We start from the raw sequence: 22,418 nt of genomic DNA, 5'->3' as shown, positions 1-22,418 counted from the left end.
TGTTTGTATCGGGTTAGGGTTAAGGTTAGAAAGGGATCACGTTGCTTCGGTAGCGGGTCCCTTTCTTATTATGTAGAAGTGGGGCCTTTTTTTGGGGCCCACTTCTGCATAATAAGCCCAGGGTTGAAACCCTGGGTTATGATTGGGAAGAAGTTGTCAGGCGTTTTGCGCCTGTTTTTGTAAGTGGACTGAAGTCCACGCGGCGGCATAGCCGCCTTTTTGGGTGGGGGATATCCACGGGTTTGGCCGGGCTGGGAGGGGCCGGCGCTGGCCCCAGGACTGAAGTCCTGGGTTATGATTGGGAAGAAGTTGTCAGGCGCTATGCGCCTGTTTTTGTAAGTGGACTGAAGTCCACGCGGCGCTGCGGGCAGAAAGAAAATCTTGTATCTTTGTGGAGTGTTTGAACCGGCGGAGGGGTTGGCTTGTTTGAGAATTGAACCTAATGCTTATTTTATGAAAAAGGGTAATGACCTGCAGGATATGGCTGCGTTGAAGCAGCAAGTGGAGTCGGAGGGCTTACAGAAAATTGGAAAGGATCTGGGGTCTTTGAGTCAGTATTTCAGAGAGATGCTGAAGGACTTGAAGGAGGACTCCGTGGCCAGGGTTTTGTCGGCCATCAACGACGATGAGGAAGTAATATCTAAGAGCAAGATTTCGGAGGATAAGCTGGTGCAGGCCTTAAGTGTGCTGTTTCAGCTGATGAATTTGGTGGAGGAGAATGCTGCCGTGCAGTTTCGCCGAAAAGTGGAGAACCGTTTGGGCGCCGCTAAAATTCGCGGTTCCTGGGCCGAGACTTTTAAAAAGTGGGAGAAGCGGGGACTTACCCAGGAGCAGATTGCAAGCATCTTGCCTGATATTCATATCAATCCCGTGCTAACTGCACATCCCACTGAGGCTAAGCGGATTACGATTTTGGAATTGCACCGCGAGCTCTATCTTTTGTTGGTAAAAAAGGAGAATGCTGTTTGGTCGGAGACCGAACGAAAAGTGATCAATGAGCAGATACGTGCTTTGCTGGAGCGTTGGTGGCGCACGGGAGAGGTTTATCTGGAGAAGCCCGATGTGGCTTCGGAGCGCAGCAGTGTGATGCACTATTTTAAGAAGGTGTTTCCTGAGGCACTGAAGTTGAGCGACGAGCGCCTGCGTTTTGCCTGGCGGGCGCATGGCTTTGATCGCCAGGTTTTGCGTGATCCCAATAACTACCCGAAGGTGACTTTCGGGAGCTGGGTAGGGGGCGACCGGGACGGGCACCCTTATGTTACGGCAGATGTAACGCGGCAAACCCTGATGGAGTTGCGCATGGGGGCCCTGGACTTACTGGAGGGTCAACTGACCAATCTGGTTACGCAGATGAGCTTTTCGGAAGGGCGCAACGATGTGCCGGCCGAGCTGATGAAGCGCATTCAGCAAATGGCCGCTCAGTTGGGAAAGCAGGGGAAAAAGGCCCTGGAGCGCAACTTGCACGAGCCCTGGCGGCAGTACCTCAATTTATGTCTGGTAAAATTAAGCAATACCCGGAAGGAAAGAGAGCGGGGCAAGGGTTCGCTGTACGCCAACTCTGAGGAGTTGGCAGCCGATCTGTTGTTTTTGCGAAAAACCCTTTTAAAAATAGGCGCCGATCGTATTGTGGATGGTTTCCTGTTTCCCGTAGAGCGCCAGGTGAAGGCCTTTGGCTTTCATTTGGCCAAGCTGGACATCCGCCAAAACAGTGACTTTCACGATAAAGCCATAGAGCAGATGCTCGCTTTTGCTTCGGCCGGAGATACCGATTTTTCGAAGTGGGACGAAGAAAAGCGCATTGCTTTTCTGAGTCAGGAACTGGAAAGTCGCCGCCCCTTTGTAATTTCTGGCGTTTCGGTTGGTCCCGAAGCCGACCAGGTGCTGGCTTGCTATCTCGAATTGCGTGATCACATTAAAAAATACGGCACCGAGGGCCTGGGCGCCCTGATTGTGAGCATGACCCGTGGGGTAAGCGATTTGTTGGTGGTTCAGCTGTTTTTGCGCGAGGTTGGTCTCCAAGACGCAGGATTGCAGATTGTGCCCTTGTTTGAGACCATCGACGACTTGCATGCTTCACCTGAAATCATGGAGCGTTACCTGTCGCACCCCTCGGTGCATCTGGTGAAACAAGACAACGGCACCGTACAGGAAGTAATGTTGGGTTACAGCGACAGCAACAAGGATGGTGGCATTGTAGCCAGTCGCTGGAACATTTATAAGGCAGAGCGCGCCCTCACCGAAGTCGCCAATCGCCACGGCATTAAGTTGCGCTTTTTCCACGGAATAGGCGGAACCATCAGTCGCGGAGGCGGTAAGTACCACCGCTTTTTGGACAGCATGCCCCTGGGTTCATTTTCCGGCGAAATTAAACTGACCGTTCAGGGCGAAACCATAGCCCAGCAATTTGCCAACCTGGTAAATGCCACCTACAACCTCGAAATGTTGCTGGCCGGGGCCTCCTTGCAGACCGGCTTTTACAAATATCCGGTGGAGCCGCGTCAGTATCCGGTGGATGCACTGGATTTACTCAATCAACTTTCGCTGAAACATTACCAGGAATTGATACAGCACCCCGATTTCATTCGTTTTTACAGCGAATGTACCCCCATCGACGTGCTCGAGCAAAGCAAAATTGGTTCCAGACCGTCGCGACGAACCGGCAAGCGGACCCTCAACGATTTACGGGCCATTCCCTGGGTATTCAGCTGGAACCAGTCGCGCTTCAACCTCACCGCCTGGTATGGCGTAGGGCACGCCCTCAACACCCTGCAAAAAGATCATCCCCAGGAGTATGAAGCCTTACGCAACTATGCCCAGTCGTGGCCCTTTTTGCGCTACACCCTCATTCATATAGAGACCAACCTTCTGAATGCCGATACGCGTTTGATGCAGGAGTATGCTTCGTTGGTAAGCGACGATAAGGTGCGCAATACCTTTATGGAGCGCATTTTGGAGGAGCACCGCGAGAGTCTGCAGCACATAGCCTCCCTCTTGGGCGATCAGACCGAAAGCCGAAGGGTGAGTCTCCTGGCCAACATCGACCGACGCAAGCGGCCCCTGTTTACCCTGCACCACCTGCAAGTTAACAAGTTGCGCGAGTGGCGTAAATTGAAGGACGAAGATCCTCAGAAGGCAGACGCTTTGCTGCAAAAGCTGCTGGTCATTACCACAGCCATTTCGGGCGGCGTTAAGAGTACCGGCTGATACCGGTACTCCCAGAAGCGCTCTGTCAAAAGAACAGCAGGATTTCAGAAAATGAGTGGTGTTGTATTAATGGCTTGATTTTACGATGAGGATTTGGGTATTTCTCAAAATTCAATGGTTATGAGTAAGCGTTTTAAAAAGCGCAGGGTGCGCTTCCTTAGTCTTTCGGTAGTGCTGGGACTGGTGCTTTTGTTGGTGTTGCAGGGACTCTTGTTTATGGAGCTGCGCAAAATGGTGGAGCTGCCCGATCTGGTTCGAAAAATCATCAACAATGTTTCCCTTGTGCTCGCCATTTGGTTGGGCACCAGTTTGTTGTTGCGTTTGACCATCAGCAGGGTTTTCAACTGGTTTGAGGGGCCTGAGGAAAGGATTTTTTACACCAAAATATACAGTTGGACGGTTTACACCGTTGGGGCGCTTGTGCTTTTGCACCACTCCGGCGTATCCTTGGGCAATCTTACCCTTTTTGTGGGTTTGCTGGCTACCGGTCTGGCCTTCGCCATTCGCGAAGTCCTGCTCTCCTTTTTTGGCTGGATGATTGTACTCCGAAAAAAGCCCTTCCGCATAGGCGACTACATACGCATAGGCGAAGAGGAGGGAAAGGTGTTGCATATCGGGACCTTTTATGTGCACCTCGACAAAACGGAGAACACTCCGGAAGATTACACCCGGGTGCCCAACCGTTTCTTTCTCGAAAAAAGCATTCAGGTAATAGGCAAAAAATCGGTATACGATCGTATGCGATTTCCTTTGTCGGCCCTGCCAGCTGACTTTGCTTCACGGGTACAGGGTTTGCGCGAATCCCTGGCTGATTTGTCTGTGCAACACGAGTACACCAGGATATTCAGTGATGTGCAGCAGGAGAAATTACTCCTGGTGGTAGAATTTGTTGTTGATTTTGAACTGCGCGCTCAAGTGAGATCATCCCTGATTGAGTTGGTCTCTGCTCGTTTCTCCGACCTGCTTTTTTTCACAAAATAGCACGCCTTTACCCCACGAATGCTATCTTTGGCTGAGGATACATACCGCTTTTATCATAACAAACTAAATCTATTGAATATGAAAATTAAAAAGTACCTGACTTTGATGGCTTTTGCGCTGGTTTTTGGCGTATTCACTCAGAGTTGCAGCGAGGCCCAGACCAAAGCAATCACCTTTGAGAACCCCCTGGTGTTTCAGCGAGCCGATCCCTGGGTGTACAAAGCCGAGGACGGCACCTACTACCTTATTGCCACAGCACCCGAGTACGACCGTATTGAGCTCCGCAGTGCAGCAAGCATTAACGGACTAAAAGAAGCCGAGGCCAAAGTAATTTGGCGCAAACACAATGAAGGACCCATGGGCAATCACATCTGGGCTCCCGAATTGCATCGCTTCGACGGAAAGTGGCACATCTATTTTGCAGCCGGCACCGCTGAAGAACGTTGGAAAATCAGGATGCACGTACTGTCGAACACCTCCGCCAACCCCATGGAAGGCGAATGGGTAGAGGAGGGACAAATAATGACCGAGCGGGACGATTTTGCCCTCGATGCCACCACCTTTGAGCACAATGGGCAGCGTTATTTGATTTGGGCGGAGCGGGCCAAACCCTACAATACCGGACTCATCCTATCAAAAATGAAAGATGCCGTTACCCTGGAAGGTCCCCAAGTGGTGATTACCGAACCCGAGTACGAGTGGGAAAAAATTGGCCACCAAGTCAACGAAGGCCCTGCTGTGCTCAAGCGCAACGGAAAGATTTTTGTCACCTATTCGGCCAGTGCCACCGATCACAATTATTGTTTGGGCCTGCTGTGGATCGATGAAAATGCCGATTTGCTGGATACAGCCTCCTGGAACAAAGCTTCCGAGCCGGTATTTGCCACCCACGATGAGTTCAAGCGTTTTGGCCCAGGCCACAACAGCTTTACCGTTGCAGAGGACGGCAAGACCGACATCATGATTTATCATGCCCGTGAATACAAAGAGATACAAGGAGAACCTTTACACGATCCCAACCGGCACACCCGTGCCCGGGTGCTGCACTGGAGCGAAGACGGCTTTCCGGATTTTCGTCACGATGTGAACGACTAAGTATGCATTAGGCTTGACCTAAACGATATTTGTTAAAAGGATGGCTCAAAAGAACGAGTCATCCTTTTTTATTGTATTCATAAGACAAGTTTAAAACACAGAATATTCAAGGTCTACAGACCTACTGACCACAGGTTTGGCAGGAATTCAACAAATTTGTTGTAGGTTTCAACCACACTGTTGTTCACCAAAAACAACTCTTTTTACTTTTATCCTAAGTGTTTAACCTTATTAATGGACGACTATGAAAATGAATTTAAGGGCAAGCGTGTTGTTGCTGCTGCTCGCGGTAGTTTTTGCCGTAAAGGGGCAAAACTTTGAACAAACAACACATGGGATTAAAGCTGTTGTTGATGATGTAAAGGTCGAAATTGCGTATTATTCGCCCAAAGTTGTACGAATAATTAAATCGCCGGCCAATCGGACTTTTACCAAGGAGAGCTTGTCGGTTATTGCAAGTCCCCAAAACTTAAACCTGGTGGTGGACCAAGTAAAGCAAGTGCTTCGCGTTAAAAGCAAGCAGATGCAGGTGCAGCTCGATTTAGAAACCGGCCAGCTGTCCTTTGCCGATGCAAAGGGACAGCCGCTTTTGCAAGAGCAGGCTGGTGGGGCCGGATTTGTGCCCTTTAAAGATGTGGAAGAAGAAACTTTCCGGGTAAAGCAAAGTTTTGTGCTGGATAAAGAGGAGGCCATTTATGGGCTGGGCCTGATGCAGGATGGAAAAATGTCGCAGCGTCATCAGACCAAATACCTGATTCAGGGTAATGTGGAGGATGTGGTTCCTTTTATTCAATCGCATAAGGGCTATGGCTTGTTTTGGGACAATTATTCGCCCACTACTTTTGCCGATAGTGAAGCAGCTACTTCTTTTGAGTCGGAGGTCGGCGACGGCATCGACTATTATTTTATGTATGGAGGAAATGCCGATGGAGTGGTGGCTTGCATGCGTGAACTAACCGGACAGGTGCCAATGTTTCCTTTGTGGACCTACGGTTTCTGGCAAAGTCGGGAGCGCTATAAGAGTCAGCATGAGTTGTTGGGGGTGGTGAAAAAGTACAGGGATTTGCAAGTGCCCCTCGACGGCATTATTCAGGATTGGCAGTATTGGGGCAGTAATTACCTGTGGAATGCCATGGAGTTTCTGAATCCGGAGTTTCCCAACCCTCAGAAAATGGTGGACGATGCACACAATCTCAATGCCCACATGATTATTTCCATCTGGTCTTCTTTTGGTCCCCATACCAAGCAGTACCGCGAGTTAGAGAAAATCGATGCTTTGATGGATTTCACCACCTGGCCCCAGTCGGGCATACAAAAATGGCCGCCCAATATGGATTATCCCTCCGGTGTAAGGGTGTACGATGCTTATAATCCGGAGGCACGCGACATCTATTGGAAACATTTAAAGGAAGGCCTGTGGTCGTTGGGGATTGATGGCTGGTGGATGGACTCTACAGAGCCTGATCACCTCGAAATTCAACCCGAAGACTACGACAATCCTACGTATATGGGGTCGTTCAGAAAAGTACGCAATGCCTACCCCTTGATGACGGTGGGCGGAGTGTATAAAAATCAGCGGGAGCTGGATTCGGATAAGCGGGTGTTTATATTAACGCGTTCGGCTTTTGCCGGTCAGCAGCGCTATGGGGCCAATACGTGGACCGGCGATGTGGTGGCTTCGTGGGAGAACTATAAGAAGCAAATCTCTGCGGGATTGAACTTTTCGTTGACGGGCATTCCGCACTGGAATACCGATATTGGTGGTTTCTTTCTGTGGGAGTTCAGGGATCCCTTAAACAATCCCGATTATCGCGAACTTCAGGTTCGTTGGATGCAGTTTGGGGCTTTTACTCCTATGATGCGTTCGCACGGAGAAGGTTTTCCGCGTGAAATCTATCAGTTCGGCGAAAAGGGCGAGCCGATTTACGATGCCCTCGAAAAAGCCATTCGTCTCCGCTACAGTTTGCTGCCCTACATCTATTCTACTTCGTGGGAGGTGTCGGCCAGACAATCGACCATGACTCGCGCTCTGGTTATGGATTTTGCTCACGACACCAAGGCTTTGGACATCAACGATCAATTTATGTTTGGAAAATCAATTCTGGTGTGTCCTGTTACCGAAGGAATGTATACCGTTGATGGCAAAGCCGACTTCAGCATGGTGAAGTCACGCCAGTTGTATCTGCCGGAGGCCGCCGGATGGTATGACTTTTGGACCGGTGAGCGTATGGAGGGTGGACAGACCATAAGCCGGGAGGCGCCGATCGACCTTATTCCTTTGTATGTAAAAGCCGGAGCCATTTTGCCACTGGGACCCGATGTGCAGTATGCGGCTGAAAAGCCTTGGGACCATTTGGAGCTGAAGGTTTTTGCCGGCGACGACGGCAGCTTTGTGCTGTATGAAGACGAAGGGGACAACTACAATTATGAGGAGGGGGCCTTTTCAGAGATTCCGATCAGCTGGAACGATGGGGCAAAAAAGCTAACCATTGGCGCCAGAAGAGGGACTTTCGAAGGCATGCTTAGCGAGCGAAAATTTACGATTACCCTTTCTGACGGATCAAGCAAAACTGTGGATTACAAGGGCAAGAAAGTGGTTGTGAAGTTATAAATAAGCCCTGTTTGAGTCCATAATGTTTATGCCCGATGGGGAAACTGCGGTTTCTCTTATCGGGCATTTTCTTTTGTTTTGGCGTATTCGGAGGGGCGACAGCCATACCTCTCCTGAAAGCACTTGCTCAGATAACTGGAGCTGCTGAAGCCCGTTTGTTCTGCCACTTCTGCAATACTCAGCTGGCCTTGGAGCAGAAGTTGGGCCGCTCGCTGCAGGCGAATGTTGCGAATGAAAAGGCTGGGCGACTGGTCCAGAAGGGTGACCAGTTTTCGGTACAGGCCGGTGCGGTCCATGCACAAATCGCGACTCAATTGTTCTACCGAATAGCCGGGTAGGTGCAGGTTTTGTTCCACGAGCTGTACCGCCTGTGCAATAAAGGGCGATTCGGGTTGGTTTTGGTCGGGTTTGGTGTTGTCTTCTGTGGCGGTGGCCTCAATAAGACTGCGGATGCGCTCCAGCAAAAGGTCCTCTTTGTTTTTTCGTTCCAGCCGTTTTTTGGTCTGATAAATATAAAGGTGCAGCGCAGCATAAGTGATTAAAAGGATAAGGAGCGTGTAAATCAGGTAGGCCCATGGAGTTTTCCACCAAGGGGCATGGATCACGAGCTGAATACTTGTGGTATTTTTTTCGTCCCAACGATCAGGGGCTACCGATGCGGCAACTTTAAAACGGTATTCATTGGGGGGCAGGTTGGTGTAGTGGGCCTGCAGTATGCCGTTGCTTTGTTGGTTGTGGGTAGCATAAACCCAGTTTTCGTCGATTCCTTCGAGTTGGTAGCGGTAGTGGGTTCGTTTGGGGTCAAAATAATTTAAAGCCGAAAATTCAAGAATGATGAAGTTCTGTTTGTGGTTCAGTTCGATGTGATTGACATAAGGGGGGTGGCTGGGCAATACCACTCGGCTGTGGTAGCTCTTGTTGGGTAGTATTTTTTCGCCCTGCAGGTAAAAGGCGGTAAAAACGGGAGGGTGTGAGAGGGCAGGAGTCGGCAGGTCGGGATGGGACAAATAAACACTATAGCCGTCCTTGTCGGCAAAGTATAAGCTGCCGTCGGAGGCGCTGAAAGCGGCGTCCGAACCGTATTCCCTCTGCAATTCTTTGGGTACCTGGGTCGGACTTATCGGCAAGAGTTGGCTCTTGCCGCTTGTATCTACGTTCAGTTGGTAGTTTTTGCCCCGGTCGTTCAGGTAGATGTTGCCGCTACGGTCTTCCCCAAAGTAGGTGGTGGGTCCCGGGTGCTTCCATGATAAGGAGGTGTCGGTTTTATCCAAGCTCAGTAAAAGGTAGCGGTGGGGATGATGGTACAACAAGCCCCGGCTGAAGGTTCCCAGCCACAGCGCTTCCTGATGGTCTTGGTAAATGGTGCTGATTTCTGTAGCCAGCACCTTGCCTCTTTGCGTCCTTAAAGCAGGCAGGTGTTGTTGTTCATGGCTGTTTAAATCAATAATCCAAAATCCCTGAACGCAAGTGATGTAGGCCTTATTGTCCCCGGTAATCATCAAGGTGTTTAAAGTGTAGTCTTTCTCCATAATCCGTGTCCATTTTCGTGAGGGGACATCAAAATGGAAAAAGCCGCCTTTGCTGCCATTGCGCAGTTGGTAAAAGCCCTCACCTTTAGGGATGATGAGGGAAGTGTTGTCGAAATTACTGCTTTCGGCAGCCGGGTAGGCAGCACGTGTGTAGAGACGCTGACCACCGTTTAGTTGGTAACAGCTTGCTTCACCTGTATTAAAGAATAAATACAGGTGTTCATGGTCGCTGGCCAAATCCTGCAAATGCTGAGGAGAGGGGGGCAGATCCAGCTTAAACTGCAGGTCTTCTTGCAGTAACTGACCCCCGCTGACCAGCCACAGGCGGTCCTGCTGATCGGTAAACAAATCGTCTACCGACTCAGTCAGTCCCTGTTGCACAAAGTACTGTTCGAGGTCGTTGACAAATTGTTCCTTTTTTAGATCAAAGGCGCTCAATTGATGGTGGTCTTTCAGCCAAAGCAGGGAGTCGCCTTGTAAATACAGATGGGTGAACCCGCTGTACGCCTCGAGTGGGTAGCGATGTTCCGGTTTGCGTGCATAGTGGCTAAAGTGCACTCCGTCAAACAAATTGATGTGCGTTTGGGTGGTGAAAACCAGTCGCCCGTCCGGCATCTCCATAATGTAGCGAATGTGGTTGTCGCTCAGTCCATTGGAGGTGTTTACAGGGGTAAAAAGGAAGTCGTTGGCCAGCATCTTCCCCGAGACCCCAAGAACCAGGCTTAGGAAAAGCAGCGTTTTCTTAAAGTTGCAGCAATACACTTCGGCAATTTTTTGCCTAAAATAGTTATTTTTTAGCAGAACGTCGCCGGTACTTTCGCCGGTAGAGGATGTAGCCGCTGATGACCACCATCACTCCTGCCAGTCCCGCAAGCGGGACAATCAGAATGTAAAAATCGCTCAACAGAAAGGAGAAAAAGCGCCCGGTGTGGATTTCGAGCGAAACATTCCACAGCGATATCCCCGAGCTTTCGAGGATGTTTTCCGGCATAGCCGGAAAACGCGCTTCATGCCACAGCGGAAGCACCCCCTGGTCGTAATCCACCATGTAGCGATTGCCTGCTGCATCACGCAAAGCCCCCGTTACCTTATAATCCCCCACCGGTCGCCCCCCGCTTTGGTCCACATGCACCTTGCCCTGGGCAAAGTTCCATATTTCAGGGTGGGCGGGATGCCATAGAAACAGACCACTGAAGGAGCCAATGAGGTAGGCCCCGCCTTCGTAGGTCTCAAAGACATTGATGCCCATTACACTTATCGGAGGCTGATTCTCGTACTTGTGCAGTGCCTTGCTTTGGCGGTCGAGCCAAAACATGCCGTCGAGGGTGGAGACCAGCATGCGGTCGCGTTCCGCATCGTAGAGCAGGTCGCGCAACTTGTCGTACCACGGATTGGGCTGATCGAGATGGGTGTAGGGCAGGGGCGGTACTTCCGAGCGGGCAATGGCTATGAGAAAGGGCGGACGCAAAAATATTCCGGTAAAATACAGCACTGCCAGCAGCACAAAGGTCCATGCGCCCATCTTATTGTGCCAGCGCAGCGACCAGGTATTGATTTTGATGAGTTTGCGTCGCGGTTTCCCGGCCCGTCTGCGTCGCTTGATCCAATCGGGGAAGAAAAACCAAACGATGCCTGTGAGAGAGAGAAAGATGGTGACCAGTCCCAGGGCGTCCACAAACAGCTGGCCGGGCAGACCAAAAACTTCGCCCGAGTGGATTTGCCAAATGGTTTTCATCAGACTGACTCTTTGTTGGTAGTCGGGCGTTGCCTGCAGCTCCATTTTCCTGAACTGCGTTGCCGGTCCCGCCGACAGTCCCCTAAACAGGTGGGAGCGGTTAATGGCGTAAAGCGTATCGCCCACCGTTTCAATGCCCACAAATCGCTTGATGTCCACCTCCAGGTCAAACGGCAGCCACCTCTGCTGCTCACGGTCGTAGGCATATAAACCAAAGAGGGTCGCGGCATATAGGTGCCCCCGGTCACAGCGATGCATATCAAAAACCCTTCGCGGATCCGAGCCCTGGGGCAGTCCCCTGTTAAAATCTTCGTAGCGTGAAAAGGCAGTATCGCTCAGCCAGATGCCTATGCTGCCATAAAGCAGGAGACTGTCGCCACCCAGGTTCAACTGCCCCTTTATTGCGGCATTGTTCCAATTGTCGTAGTGATAGGCTTTGGGCAGTGCCTGCCTGCGCACATCCACCCCGCTGAAAGTCTCCCGGTGATTCAGAAAAATGCCGGTAATGCCAAAGTATAAAAGGAAAAAGGACAGGATGAGTCCCGGCCAGCGGTGCAGTTTATAGTAAAGGAGCCAGTTCTTTTTCATGGTGATTTGATTTGCTTGCAGCTGTTCTGTGGATCCGAAAACGAACCCATTCCACGATTCGCATCCGTTTTCCCGTTTGCCGAAGTCCCACAAGCGAGTGCAAAGATAATAAAATCCCGATAAAAGACTTTGTAGTCTTTTATCGGGATTTGTGTTGTACAGCATAAAATTGAAGCTTCAATTCTAGCGCTGTCAGTGGTCGCTTACAGCACGTTTAAAAGGCTTTCGCTACAAAGTTGCGTGTTGACCAGTCGGCATGCACAAAGCGTTTCGCCTAGTGTTTCTTTTCAATGCTCCAGCCACCCTTTAGGCCAAAAATGAACCAGGCCAGCGCCAGAACCCCAAGGGCAAACATCGTATCGCCGATGGAGCGCAGCCACTTGAGGGTCATCATGTAGTCCTGATTCAGAAACTCTGCAGAACGGGCGTACCACAAGCCTTCCTGAACGCTGGCAACGGTTTGGGCCAGACCAATGGGAAGAACGCTGATGAGGACCATGGCCATCAGACCAATGTTGATGAGCCAGAAGGCCCACTTCACAAACTTGTCCTTCCAGACTACCGTCGGATTCATATCTCTCAAGACAAAGAGCATGAGTCCGATCCCCAACATGCCGTACACGCCAAAGAGGGCGGTGTGCCCGTGAACCGGGGTGGTGTTGAGGCCCTGCATATAGTAAAGGGCAATGGGTGGATTAATGAGGAAGCCAAAGATGCCGGCACCCACCAGGTTCCAGAAGGCCACGGCTATAAAACTGTAGATGGGCCATTTGTAAGCCTTCACCCATTCGGCACTGCGGTACATTTTCAGGTTGTCGTAGGCCTCATAACCCACCAATACCAGGGGCACTACTTCCAGCGCGCTGAAGGAGGCGCCTATCGCCATAACCGCCGTAGGCGTTCCCGTAAAGTAGAGGTGATGGAAGGTGCCCAAAATACCCCCGGTTAAAAAGATGATGGTGGTAAAGAGTACCGCAACGGTGGCCGTATTCACCTGAATCAGGTTCATACGTACAAAAAGGAAGGCCATAATGGTGACGGCAAAAACCTCAAAGAAGCCTTCTACCCACAGGTGCACCACCCACCAGCGCCAGTACTCGGCAATGGCCAGGTTGGTCTGCTGATCCCACATCAGTCCCGCCGCATAAAAAGAGGCAATGGCCACACAGGCAATTAAAAACAGGATGAGCAGGTTGCGGCTTTGCGGATGCTTTTTAAGGGCAGGAATAACCGCACGGGCCATCAAGAAGAGCCAGATAAAGAGACCGGCCAGCAGGAAACTCTGCCAAAAGCGACCCAAATCCACATACTCGTAGCCCTGGTGTCCGAACCAAAAATTGGCGGTCAGGCCCAGTTTTTGCATTACGCCAAACCACTGTCCCGCCAGCGAGCCCACTACAATAACCAGCAGAGCGCCAAAGAGGACATCTACGCCCAGCTTTTGAAACCTGGGTTCGTAACCCGAAATGAAGGGGGCGTAGTACAAGCCGGTGGCCAGCCAGGAGGTTGCGATCCAGAAAATAGCCAGTTGCACGTGCCAGGTCCGCGAAATGGAATAGGGCAACCAGTCGGCCAGCGGTATGCCGTAAAAGGCGTGCCCTTCTACGCCGTAGTGCGCAGTTACTATGCCCATCACAATTTGCACCAACATCAGCAGCGTCACCACCCAAAAGTATTTGAGTGTAGCCTTTTGAGAGGGCGTTTGTTTGGCATCGGCCACCGGAGACTTGTCCGGAGCCTTAAGTTCTTCCTCTTCGCGTTTGGAGGCATAGTACCAAACCATCAGGCCTATACCGGCCAGCAGAATAATCACGCTGAAGCCGGTCCACAAAATCATGGCTCCGGTTGGCTTGTTGCCAATCAGTTCATCGGCCGGCCAGTTGTTGGTATAGCTGATGTCCTGTCCCGGTCGCTCGGTAATACAGGCCCATGACGCCCAAAAGAAAAAGGCATTCATCAGGCGTACCCGCTCCGGATCCTTGAGGGCATCCTGAGGCAGGGCGTAGGCCTCACGCAGGTGGGCCAGTTCCGGATCGTTGGTAAACAGTCCCCCGTAATGGGCACTGTTGTGGGCAAAAGCTTCGGCACGTAAGTCGGAGATGGTAAGCAGACCGGTTTCCGGATCGTAGGTGTTGGTCCGCATATCCTGTTGCAAACGTACCTGAACCGCAGCCTTTTCGTCTTCCGCCAAGACCCCATAGTCCTTGCCGTAAGCCTCTCTGGCCAGGCGGTTAATCATAAATTCCGCCTCGCGGTGCAACCAGTCGGCCGTCCAGTCCGGCGCCTGATAGGCTCCGTGTCCCCAAATGGACCCCAACTGCTGGCCGCCGGTCGATTGCCAGACATTCTGTCCGTCTTTTATGTCCTGCGCGGAGAACAGCACAGCTCCGTCGCTGGCGACTACTTTATCCGGAATGGGGGGTGCCTCCCGGTAAATTTCCCTGCCGTAGTAGAGGAGTACAGCAAAGGAGATGGTCATTACGGCTATGAAGCCCAACCACAGCTTTCTTGTCTTCATACGTATTCAGTTTTGGTTTGTGATGGTTATGTATAACCTTAATTTGTGTGATGCAAAGTTAATATTAAAACAATATAAAAAGACCCTATTGTCCACATTGAAAGGGTAGGATTTTCATTTGAAAACCTGATGGTTGTGGGTAAAATGATTGATTATGTGAATAATATGGGTCTTTATTCGGCCCTCCTGCCTGGGTTTATTTAGAATAATTCTAACTGCAGGGGTCTGATGTTGGTACTGAGGGCAAAAGTTTAGGGCTTGTTATTAAGGACTAAAGAAGAATATGTTTTACTTTGTTTGGTGTGTGGTGGGGGGACTGCTGCAACTTTTTGTTGATTTTTGGGTATTAAATGAAAAAATATAAAGACCAGATGCTGTTTCGTTTTTTGTTTTGTTTATTGCAGCAGATCAGGCTGCTGGTGCTGGTGGTTGGCCTAACTGTAATAAGTTGGGGCAGTCCCCTTGCTTTGCAAGCCCAGGTTGGGCATGGCGGGCAGCCTTTTTCGCTTCCTGCCACTAAGGCCTATGAGGCCGGCGTGCCGGTTGAGCGTATGCCGGCTTTGCCCCAATCGGTGGCGGCCGACCGCGCGGCGGTACAGGCCGGTAAGGGACAACCCTTACGTTTCGCCCATCCCTTTTTTGTAAATTACAATCCCCAAAACTCAGGCATTTGGCAGCAACGAAAGGACGGGACCCGGGTATGGCGACTGGCTTTACAGTCGCCCGGTGCCTATTCGCTTAACCTGATTTTTGATCGTTTTTCCCTCGCTGAGAGCGACAGTCTTTATTTGTATAATCCATCGCAAGAGGTGGTGTTGGGTGCCTTTACGCAAAAAAATAATCAGGCTTCCGGTGTTTTGGCCACTGCGCCCATTCCCGGGGATGAAATAATTGTAGAGTTGGTGGTGGCAGCTTCGTCTAAGCGGCAGTCGGACCTGCTGATAGCTGCAGTCAATCACGATTATCTGAATGTGAGCTCCCTCCTGGCTTTGAAAAACAGTCGCTTTGGTCGCCGTGGCACCTGCCATGCCGATGTTTCCTGCGAGGAAGATCCACTTATTCAGGCAGCCGGACAGGCTGTTTGTCGCTTGATAATTGACGGGACCGAGTTGTGTTCAGGAACCCTTATGAACAACAGTCGTAACGACGGCACGCCGTATGTGTTGACGGCAGCCCATTGTTTGCCCGGGGAGGATTCGCACAACACGGTAGTTTTTACTTTTAATTACCAGGTGCCCAACTGCAATGCCGCCATCGAGGGCAGTTTTGTTCAAACGGTTTCGGGCTCATCGCGACGCGCCTTCAAAAGCGAATTGGATATGGCACTTCTTGAGATGTCTGAACTGCCTCCGGCGGCCTATCGTCCCTATTGGGCGGGGTGGACCCGCACGCAGTCGCCCCAGGCACCTGTGCGCTCCATTCATCATCCCGAAGGAGATGTGAAATCCGTGTCCCGTTCGGCAAGCGCCCCTGTGGCCACAACTTTCCAGTATTTTGCTCCGCAGGGACACTGGCAGGTGGCGCGTTGGGAGGAAGGAACTACGCAGGGCGGCTCTTCGGGCGGGGGACTTTTTGATGCTGAGGGGAAACTTATCGGCTACTTGTCGGGTGGTTGGGCCACCTGTAGCGATCCGGTTAACGATTATTTTGGCCGTTTGGGCGTAGCCTGGGATTATATCGCTGATGCCGAGGCCCAATTGGCGGCCTGGCTCGATCCGGAGGGTACCCATTCCCAGTCCCTCGAGGGGACCTGGTTTTATTCTGAACCGGTGGAGCGCTGGTCCAACCAGCATATTGATGAAACAGCCGGCTGGTGGGCACCGCCAACTGGTGGTGGACCTTATTCGGGACATAACGCTGCGCGCGATGTGGCCTTTGCAGAGATGTACGGCACCTTTGCCAAAGCCAAACTGCATGGTTTTTATGTGGTTCCGGCCCGATCGCCCTTGCCGGTGCCCGAAGCCAGTACCCAGCAATTGAATCTGAAGATCTGGCAAGGTGTGGATGCGCCCGAAGACCTGATCTGGTCGGCCAACAACCTGCGTCTTTCTCAATTGCCCGATGGTCGCGAATACCTGGTATCTTTAGCTGCTCCGCTTGAAGTGAGTGGCCAAATTTGGGTGGGCATGGAGCTGAACTACCCTGCCGGCATCGACAGCTTTGCCTTGTATCAGTCGCCCTACTCCCTGGAGCGAGTGAATACCGCCTGGTTGCGAGGAGGAGACGGCCAGTGGTTGGCTTTTGATGAGCGATATCCCGATGTGGGACCCGCCTCTTTTTGGGTGGATGTGTTGTTGTCGGAGGTGGAGTTGCTCGACACGCTGGTTGCACCGCCGGCAGCAGGCGCTGCTCGCGTGGTTCCCAATCCTTTACGTGGAAATACTTTAACGCTTTTATTGCCCGAAATTAACGGGCATGCCCGGGTTTCCATTTATACCCTGTCGGGCCAGCGGGTACAACAGCAGCAGGTACTGATCTACAATGGCAGAGGCACCTTGACCACCGGCACTTTGGCTCCCGGGATTTACCTCCTTCACCTAAATATGGGCGAACGTCGCTTTGTTGAAAAACTGGTGGTACAATAGTCCCCCCCAGCCCCAAAAGCGGTCTATCCGGTTATTTTCAGGTTGTCGATGCAAAGGTAGAATGGTAGCCGTGCGCCCGACGTAGGCTCGTCTCTGGAAGAACTCAGACGCAGTCTGATTTCATTAACGGCTCCCAGTGAACGCAGGTCAACCACCGTCCATTCTTCAATAAGGTAATTGCGGCGCCGGTTCTCAAAACGGAAATCGGCCAGGTAAAAGGGGATTTCGCCAGTTTTATTGCCCAGGTTGTCGTAGCCTTCGATGGTCACTAAAAACCAGTCGAGGGGGTCGGTCTGACTCTCATCGCCGAAGCGAGGGAAATTTTCCAGACCCGTGCGCATGTATTGGTAGGTCAGGGCGGAGTTGGTCAGACTGATGCTGTGAAATTGGTGTTCCCTGCCGTCAGGGAAATAAAAATTGCGGCCACTGGCTTCGTCGTCCTGGTGCATAAGCATGAAAACTTCATCGCTTTTTTTGGGGGCATGGGCCGAAAAGGGAGAGGGGAGCGTGCTGAAACTTTGTCCCGAAAGATTGCTGAGTGCAAAACCGGTCCAGTCTTCTTCCTGGTTGCCGTAGCTTGGAAAGAAGAGGTTCTTGGTGCTGAAACCATTGGAAGGGTTTTCCGGCATTTGCAACCAAAGACTGTCGCTGTTGAGCGCAAATTCCTGAAAATTTACCCAAATGATGGTGCTGACAGGAATCACTAGGGTATCGCTCCCGTAGGGGGTGCTTACTACAAAGCGGTAGTCGAGCTGTCCCAATTCCCGGGACTGGTGCAGCAGTTCTTTTTCGGTGGACAACAACTCGTTATTGAGCAGCCACTGGTAACTGGCATCTACTTCGTAACTAACGCGCGGGGATAAGCGCAGGGTGTCGCCCACCTCTAACTCAAAACCGTTGTCCGGCATTTTAATGTGGGCCCCCGGTGCCGGAATGTCTTTCTCGTTGTTGGCGCAGGAGGCGGCAACAAGCAGCAAGGCGAGTAGGACAGATCGAAGGAGACGACCCGTTAAACTATGGCGTACGGATCGCTTATTTGCTGTTGTAGTTTTCATTTTCAGCTGTTGCTTGGGTGAGCTGTGAAGCCTGTATTATTGCTTCAGCAGGTGATCGATGAAGCCCGGCAATTGTTCCACATCGAGGCGCTTGGCCGCAATTTTCTTGTCGCGATCGAGGACATAAATCATGGGGGTGGAACGGATGTCGTAATAGGCTCTAAATCGGGTCTGATGGTAAGGATCGTACACATTGATCCAATCGTACATGCCGTGTTGATCCACAAAACCCTGCCACTCTTCTTTGTCGGCCATGCTGTAAACCGCAAAAACCTGAACGCCTTTCTCCCGGTAGGGTAAAAATACGTCCTTATACAGTTTGGGTATGGCGGTTTTACAGTGTCCGCAGGAGGGTTCGTAAAAGACCAGGATAGTTACGGGAGCCTGTACTTCGTGCAAACGGTAGATGGCGCCGTCGAGACTTTCCATTTGCAGGTCGTGTGCGGTATTGCCCAGCAGTGTTGGTTTAATTTCACGAACCCGGGTGCGCAGTTGTTCCAAAAATTCGTCGGTCGACCAGTAGGCTTCGCCCGAAAGATAGTAGCGCTCAGCCAGGGCGACCATGGCGGCATCCATACCCATAATTTTGCTTTCGTTGGCACGATTGAAGAGGAATTGTACCAAAAAGCGGAACATTTCGTCGTTGCCGCGACTTTGTTCAATGAGATGAATGGAAGCCTCGCTCACGGTGTCGGGAATCTGAGGCAGTAATCGATCGAAATACTGCTCCAGTTTATTGACAAAGAAGGGTGTGCGCAAAAGTCTTTCGTCCTGAAAATCAATATTGTCGAAATAATGTGCTCGGTAATGGTGGTAACGTTTGACCTGCAGCACTGAGTCGGGATTGGAGGTATTGGCGGGTACCTCAAAATCGGGAATCTCCGGGTCTTTCATAGCTTTTATGAAGCTGGCAAAGAAGGTTCCGGGGTGCTCTTGCATAACGCGATCCCAATAGTCGGACACTTCCTGGTTGACCTTTTGCAGTTGTTGGCTCAGGTCGGCCACCCTGGCTTGTTGTCCCTCGTTGGCTTTAATTTCGTTGCGCAGCGCTTCGGACTCTTTTTGTTTTTGCATTAAAAAGCGCTGGTAGTCGAGAAACAGGCTGGACTCTTTGGAGCCGGTGATTTGCATTTTTCCAACCAAATCGGCTGTGTCTGTTTGGATGCTGAAGTTTTGTTCGTCGTTAATGAGAACGTCAAAATACTTGCCGTTGGGCAGGTAAAACAAATACAATCCCCCCGGCAGGGCTTCTTCTTGTTGAAACACGGCCAGTCCCGTCCCGCTGATGGGTACGGTGTCGGTTACGTACATGCGCTTGTTGAAGTAATAGCCCAGGATTAATTCCTGGTTTTGAAAGCCGTTGAGTTGTACCTGAATGTTGTGCCCCTGGGCTGCAGTCGCCGGTAGGACGACTGCAGCTGCCAGCAACAACAAAAGAGCGATATGTTTTCTCATGATAAAAGACAAATCGTTTGGTTTGTTTAAATTGCTTTGGTTTTTTCTTTCAACCACTGTTGGTGGTCCTGGTCGAGACGCGGTGCCAATTGCTCGTAAACGCCTTGGTGGTAATTGTTGAACCAGGCTTTTTCATCGGGTGTGAGTAAGCTGGTATCGACCAGTCGGCTGTCGATGGGACAAAGCGTTAGTGTTTCAAAGTCCATAAAGGTGCCGAATTCACTTTCTTGCTTTACGCGACTGAGGATCAGGTTTTCGATGCGAATGCCGTATTGGTCGCGTCGGTATACCCCGGGCTCGTTGGAGCTGATCATACCGGGCTCCATTTCAATGCCGTTGTCTTGCGGTCGGATGCTCTGTGGTCCCTCGTGCACGTTAAGGAAGTAGCCGATGCCGTGCCCGGTACCGTGTCCGTAGTTGAGACCATGCTCCCATAAGGCTTTGCGTGCAAGTATGTCGAGGTGGACGCCTCGGGTCCCTTTGGGAAATACGGCACAGGCCAGGGCAATGTGCCCCTTCAGTACAAGGGTGTAGTCGGTGCGTGCCTGCTCCGGAAACTTACCCAAGGGCACGGTACGTGTGATGTCGGTGGTACCGCCGTGGTATTGGCCCCCGGAATCGATGAGGTAGAGTCCTTCGGGCTTCAATTCAACATCGCTTTCTTCATTTACACTGTAATGTACAATGGCGCCGTGCCCCCCATAGCCGGAGATGGTTCCGAAGGATTCGCCGACGAATCCGGGCTGGGCAGCGCGGAAGGACTTGAGTTTTTGGGCTGCGGAGAGCTCGGTGATTTTTTCTTTACCCACATGGTCTTCGAGCCATTTTAGGAAATGCACCATGGCTACTCCGTCGTTGAGCAGGGTCTCGCGCAGGTGCTGTACCTCGGTGTCCGATTTTTGGGCTTTGAGGCGGGTAAGGGGACTGAGTTGTTCTTTTTTGGTGACCTTGGGGGAGAGTGCCGCGAAGATGGCGGAGTTGGTCCGGTCCGGATCCAAGAGCACGGTGGCGTCTTCAGGAATGTGGCGGATGTGCTTGTAAATTTCTTCGTAAAGGGACACTTTAATGTTGTCGGCCTCCAGCTTACGTGCAATCTGGGCCGTCAGCTTGTGCGGGTTGATGAAGAGTTTGACCTGACTGGTTTCTACGATCATGAAGGCGTGAAATACCGGATTGTAGGGAACGTCGTTGCCCCGCAGGTTAAGGACCCAGGCAATTTCGTCGAGGGCTGCACTGATGTAGTGACTGGCACCGCTTTTGCGCATGATTTGATGCACCTGTTCCAGTTTTTCGGAGCGACTGGCGCCACACCACTTTTCTTCGTGCAGAAATACTTCGTTTTCGGGGATGGGGGGACGCCCGTCGTAAACTTCTTCAGCTGCCGCATGGGACGCATCTACGCTGACCTGGGCGGTGCGCAATTCGCGACTGATGCGACGCAGGAGGCTTACCGAAACGGTTTCTCCGTTGACAGCTACTTTACTGCCGGGCATGAGCACTTCACCCAGCCATTGGGTGTAATCGGGTACGCCCGGGTCGCCTTCTCTGAACAGCTGAATGCATTGGGCATCGAGCTCGTCCTCTGCCTGTAAAAAATACCTGGAGTCGGTCCACAAACCCGCTTCTTCGGTGGTTACCACCAGGGTACCGGCCGAACCGGTAAACCCGCTGAACCATTCCCGTATTTTCCAATGTTCTGAAGGGTACTCGCTTAAGTGCGGGTCACCGGAAGGAATGATACATGCTTCCACGCCCAGGGCGTCCATTTTGTTTCGAAGGGCCAGGAGTCGCTCAGATATTTGCATAGCTGTGATTTTTGTTTGACTATTTGTTTAAAACGTGAATGTCGCTGTTGTTGTTCAGAAGAATCAGGGCAGGTGCATTCCCGTTGGCCGGTCTAACCTTTGCTTTGGCCGAAAAGGTCAGCAGATTATTTTCCCTTAAAATAGTAATTTGTTTGCTGTCGGGAAAATGTAATTTGCCATCGATGATTTGTCCGTGCAGATTATAATCCATGTTTTTGTCGGTGTGCAGGCGCATGTTGGTGTGATTTCCGGCCAGGGTCAGTTCGTGAATGGCGTTGCTGAGGCGCTTGATTTGTATTTCACCGCGTTCCATTTCTAAAAATCCACCCCTTACAAGGTAGGCAATTTCCAGCTCGCTGTTGCTGGTGTGACCCTGAATATGGGTCGCTTCTTCTATTTGAATATGGCTGGTTGTAGCCTCCAGTTGCAGGTCGGCCACTTGTTTGATTTGAATGGTGCTGAAATCGGCCTGCATTTGCAGCTGTTCGGCTTTGCCAAGGGTCACTTTGCCGTTGCTGTGCTGGATGTTGGCCGTACGCAGTTGTTGCAGGTTCAGATTGCCATTGGTCAGTTGAATGTGAAGTGAGTCGGGCAGACTTTTTTCATCCTTGATTTCAAAATTGCCGAAGTTCAGCTCCACCCGGGCACGGCCCTTATAGTTTTCGAGCTGGATCTTGCCCAGGCGATTGATGAGCTTCAGTCCGAGCGTATCGGGCCCATAAATGTGGTAGTCGATGCCGAAGGGGTAATTGGAGAAAAATTCATCGGCGAACACCGTCCGGTAATCGAGCTGCTTACCGCCAGGGACTTGCAATACGGTGATTAGGTTCAGGACTTCTTCGGCCAGCGTCTGGTTGGGCGCTTCTACCCAAATGCGGACGCGCACGGTGACCTCCTCTTTGTTCCACCCCGTATAAAAAATGCTGCCGTGACGGTTTGTGATGCTGAGACTTTGCACGTCGGCTGCAGCAAACTGATCGTCGCGGGTCTGGTGCTGCCGGCGGGCTTGGTCTTGCACCTGGTCCTGCGCCTGCAGATCCTTTGCCGGAAAAACGAGCGCCAGCAAGAGGAATGGGAAAAGTGCTTTTATTGTATTCATGTTTAAGCTGTTTAGCAATACTTGTGCCAATAAAGGTAGTTCAAATGTAGGAATTTTAAGGGAGAGCGCCTTTGCTTTATGTGTATATTTGCGCTCTGCAACTGCCTTGGACTACCGTTTGGCCCTTGCATTTGTTTTAATTTTTAATGTCGTATTTG

Annotated in this window: 12 protein-coding genes; 5 read left to right on the top strand and 7 right to left on the bottom strand. The window is 51.3% G+C overall.

Features of this window, described 5'->3' with window-relative positions:
- Positions 1-453: 453 nt before the first annotated feature.
- The 4 genes from B4W65_RS12605 to B4W65_RS12590 all read left to right on the top strand — a co-directional run bounded on the left by B4W65_RS12605 (position 454) and on the right by B4W65_RS12590 (position 7,891).
- The gene (locus tag B4W65_RS12605; protein ID WP_240509572.1) at positions 454-3,204 is read left to right on the top strand and encodes a phosphoenolpyruvate carboxylase; all 2,751 of its coding nucleotides are present in this window, start codon (positions 454-456) and stop codon (positions 3,202-3,204) included.
- 120 nt (positions 3,205-3,324) lie between these two features.
- Positions 3,325-4,185: a mechanosensitive ion channel family protein gene (locus B4W65_RS12600; protein WP_158522848.1), complete on the top strand. Its 861-nt coding sequence runs from the start codon at positions 3,325-3,327 to the stop codon at positions 4,183-4,185.
- Between the two features lie 78 nt (positions 4,186-4,263).
- On the top strand, positions 4,264-5,280 hold the full coding sequence (locus tag B4W65_RS12595) for a glycoside hydrolase family 43 protein (RefSeq protein ID WP_088655518.1): 1,017 nt from the start codon (positions 4,264-4,266) through the stop codon (positions 5,278-5,280).
- A 244-nt stretch (positions 5,281-5,524) separates the two neighbouring features.
- Positions 5,525-7,891, top strand: a complete 2,367-nt coding sequence (locus B4W65_RS12590; RefSeq protein ID WP_088655517.1) for a glycoside hydrolase family 31 protein — start codon at positions 5,525-5,527, stop codon at positions 7,889-7,891.
- A 56-nt stretch (positions 7,892-7,947) separates the two neighbouring features.
- On the opposite strand, the gene B4W65_RS12585 is transcribed toward B4W65_RS12590, so the two are convergent.
- The 3 genes from B4W65_RS12585 to B4W65_RS12575 form a co-directional block, all read right to left on the bottom strand.
- A complete protein-coding gene (locus tag B4W65_RS12585; protein WP_205741275.1) occupies positions 7,948-10,182 on the bottom strand; it encodes a helix-turn-helix domain-containing protein in 2,235 nt (744 codons plus the stop codon).
- A 25-nt stretch (positions 10,183-10,207) separates the two neighbouring features.
- Entirely contained in the window at positions 10,208-11,908 is a 1,701-nt protein-coding gene (locus B4W65_RS12580; protein ID WP_088655516.1) for a PepSY domain-containing protein, read from the bottom strand.
- A 109-nt stretch (positions 11,909-12,017) separates the two neighbouring features.
- A complete protein-coding gene (locus B4W65_RS12575) occupies positions 12,018-14,261 on the bottom strand; it encodes a nitric-oxide reductase large subunit (RefSeq protein WP_088655515.1) in 2,244 nt (747 codons plus the stop codon).
- Between the two features lie 350 nt (positions 14,262-14,611).
- On the opposite strand from B4W65_RS12575, the gene B4W65_RS12570 reads away from it, so the two are divergent.
- Positions 14,612-16,846 carry a T9SS type A sorting domain-containing protein gene (locus B4W65_RS12570; protein WP_088655514.1) on the top strand — a complete coding sequence of 745 codons (2,235 nt, stop codon included), beginning with the start codon at positions 14,612-14,614 and terminating at the stop codon, positions 16,844-16,846.
- 23 nt (positions 16,847-16,869) lie between these two features.
- Here the strand turns inward: B4W65_RS12570 and B4W65_RS12565 are convergent, their stop codons facing one another.
- Genes B4W65_RS12565 through B4W65_RS12550 form a run of 4 tightly spaced genes read right to left on the bottom strand, consistent with a single transcriptional unit; the run spans position 16,870 to position 22,260 of the window.
- Complete coding sequence (locus tag B4W65_RS12565) at positions 16,870-17,901, bottom strand: DUF4465 domain-containing protein (RefSeq protein WP_088655513.1); 1,032 nt, start codon at positions 17,899-17,901, stop codon at positions 16,870-16,872.
- A gap of 36 nt (positions 17,902-17,937) precedes the next feature.
- The gene (locus B4W65_RS12560) at positions 17,938-19,356 is read right to left on the bottom strand and encodes a redoxin domain-containing protein (protein WP_088655512.1); all 1,419 of its coding nucleotides are present in this window, start codon (positions 19,354-19,356) and stop codon (positions 17,938-17,940) included.
- A 26-nt stretch (positions 19,357-19,382) separates the two neighbouring features.
- The gene (locus B4W65_RS12555; RefSeq protein WP_088655511.1) at positions 19,383-21,161 is read right to left on the bottom strand and encodes an aminopeptidase P family protein; all 1,779 of its coding nucleotides are present in this window, start codon (positions 21,159-21,161) and stop codon (positions 19,383-19,385) included.
- A gap of 19 nt (positions 21,162-21,180) precedes the next feature.
- A complete protein-coding gene (locus tag B4W65_RS12550; RefSeq protein WP_088655510.1) occupies positions 21,181-22,260 on the bottom strand; it encodes a hypothetical protein in 1,080 nt (359 codons plus the stop codon).
- Positions 22,261-22,418 lie beyond the last annotated feature (158 nt).

The organism is Geofilum rhodophaeum (assembly GCF_002210225.1).
GTDB lineage: Bacteria > Bacteroidota > Bacteroidia > Bacteroidales > Marinilabiliaceae > Geofilum > Geofilum rhodophaeum.
Note: the sequence above shows the minus strand (reverse complement) of the source record. Positions and strands in the feature narration are given on the sequence as shown.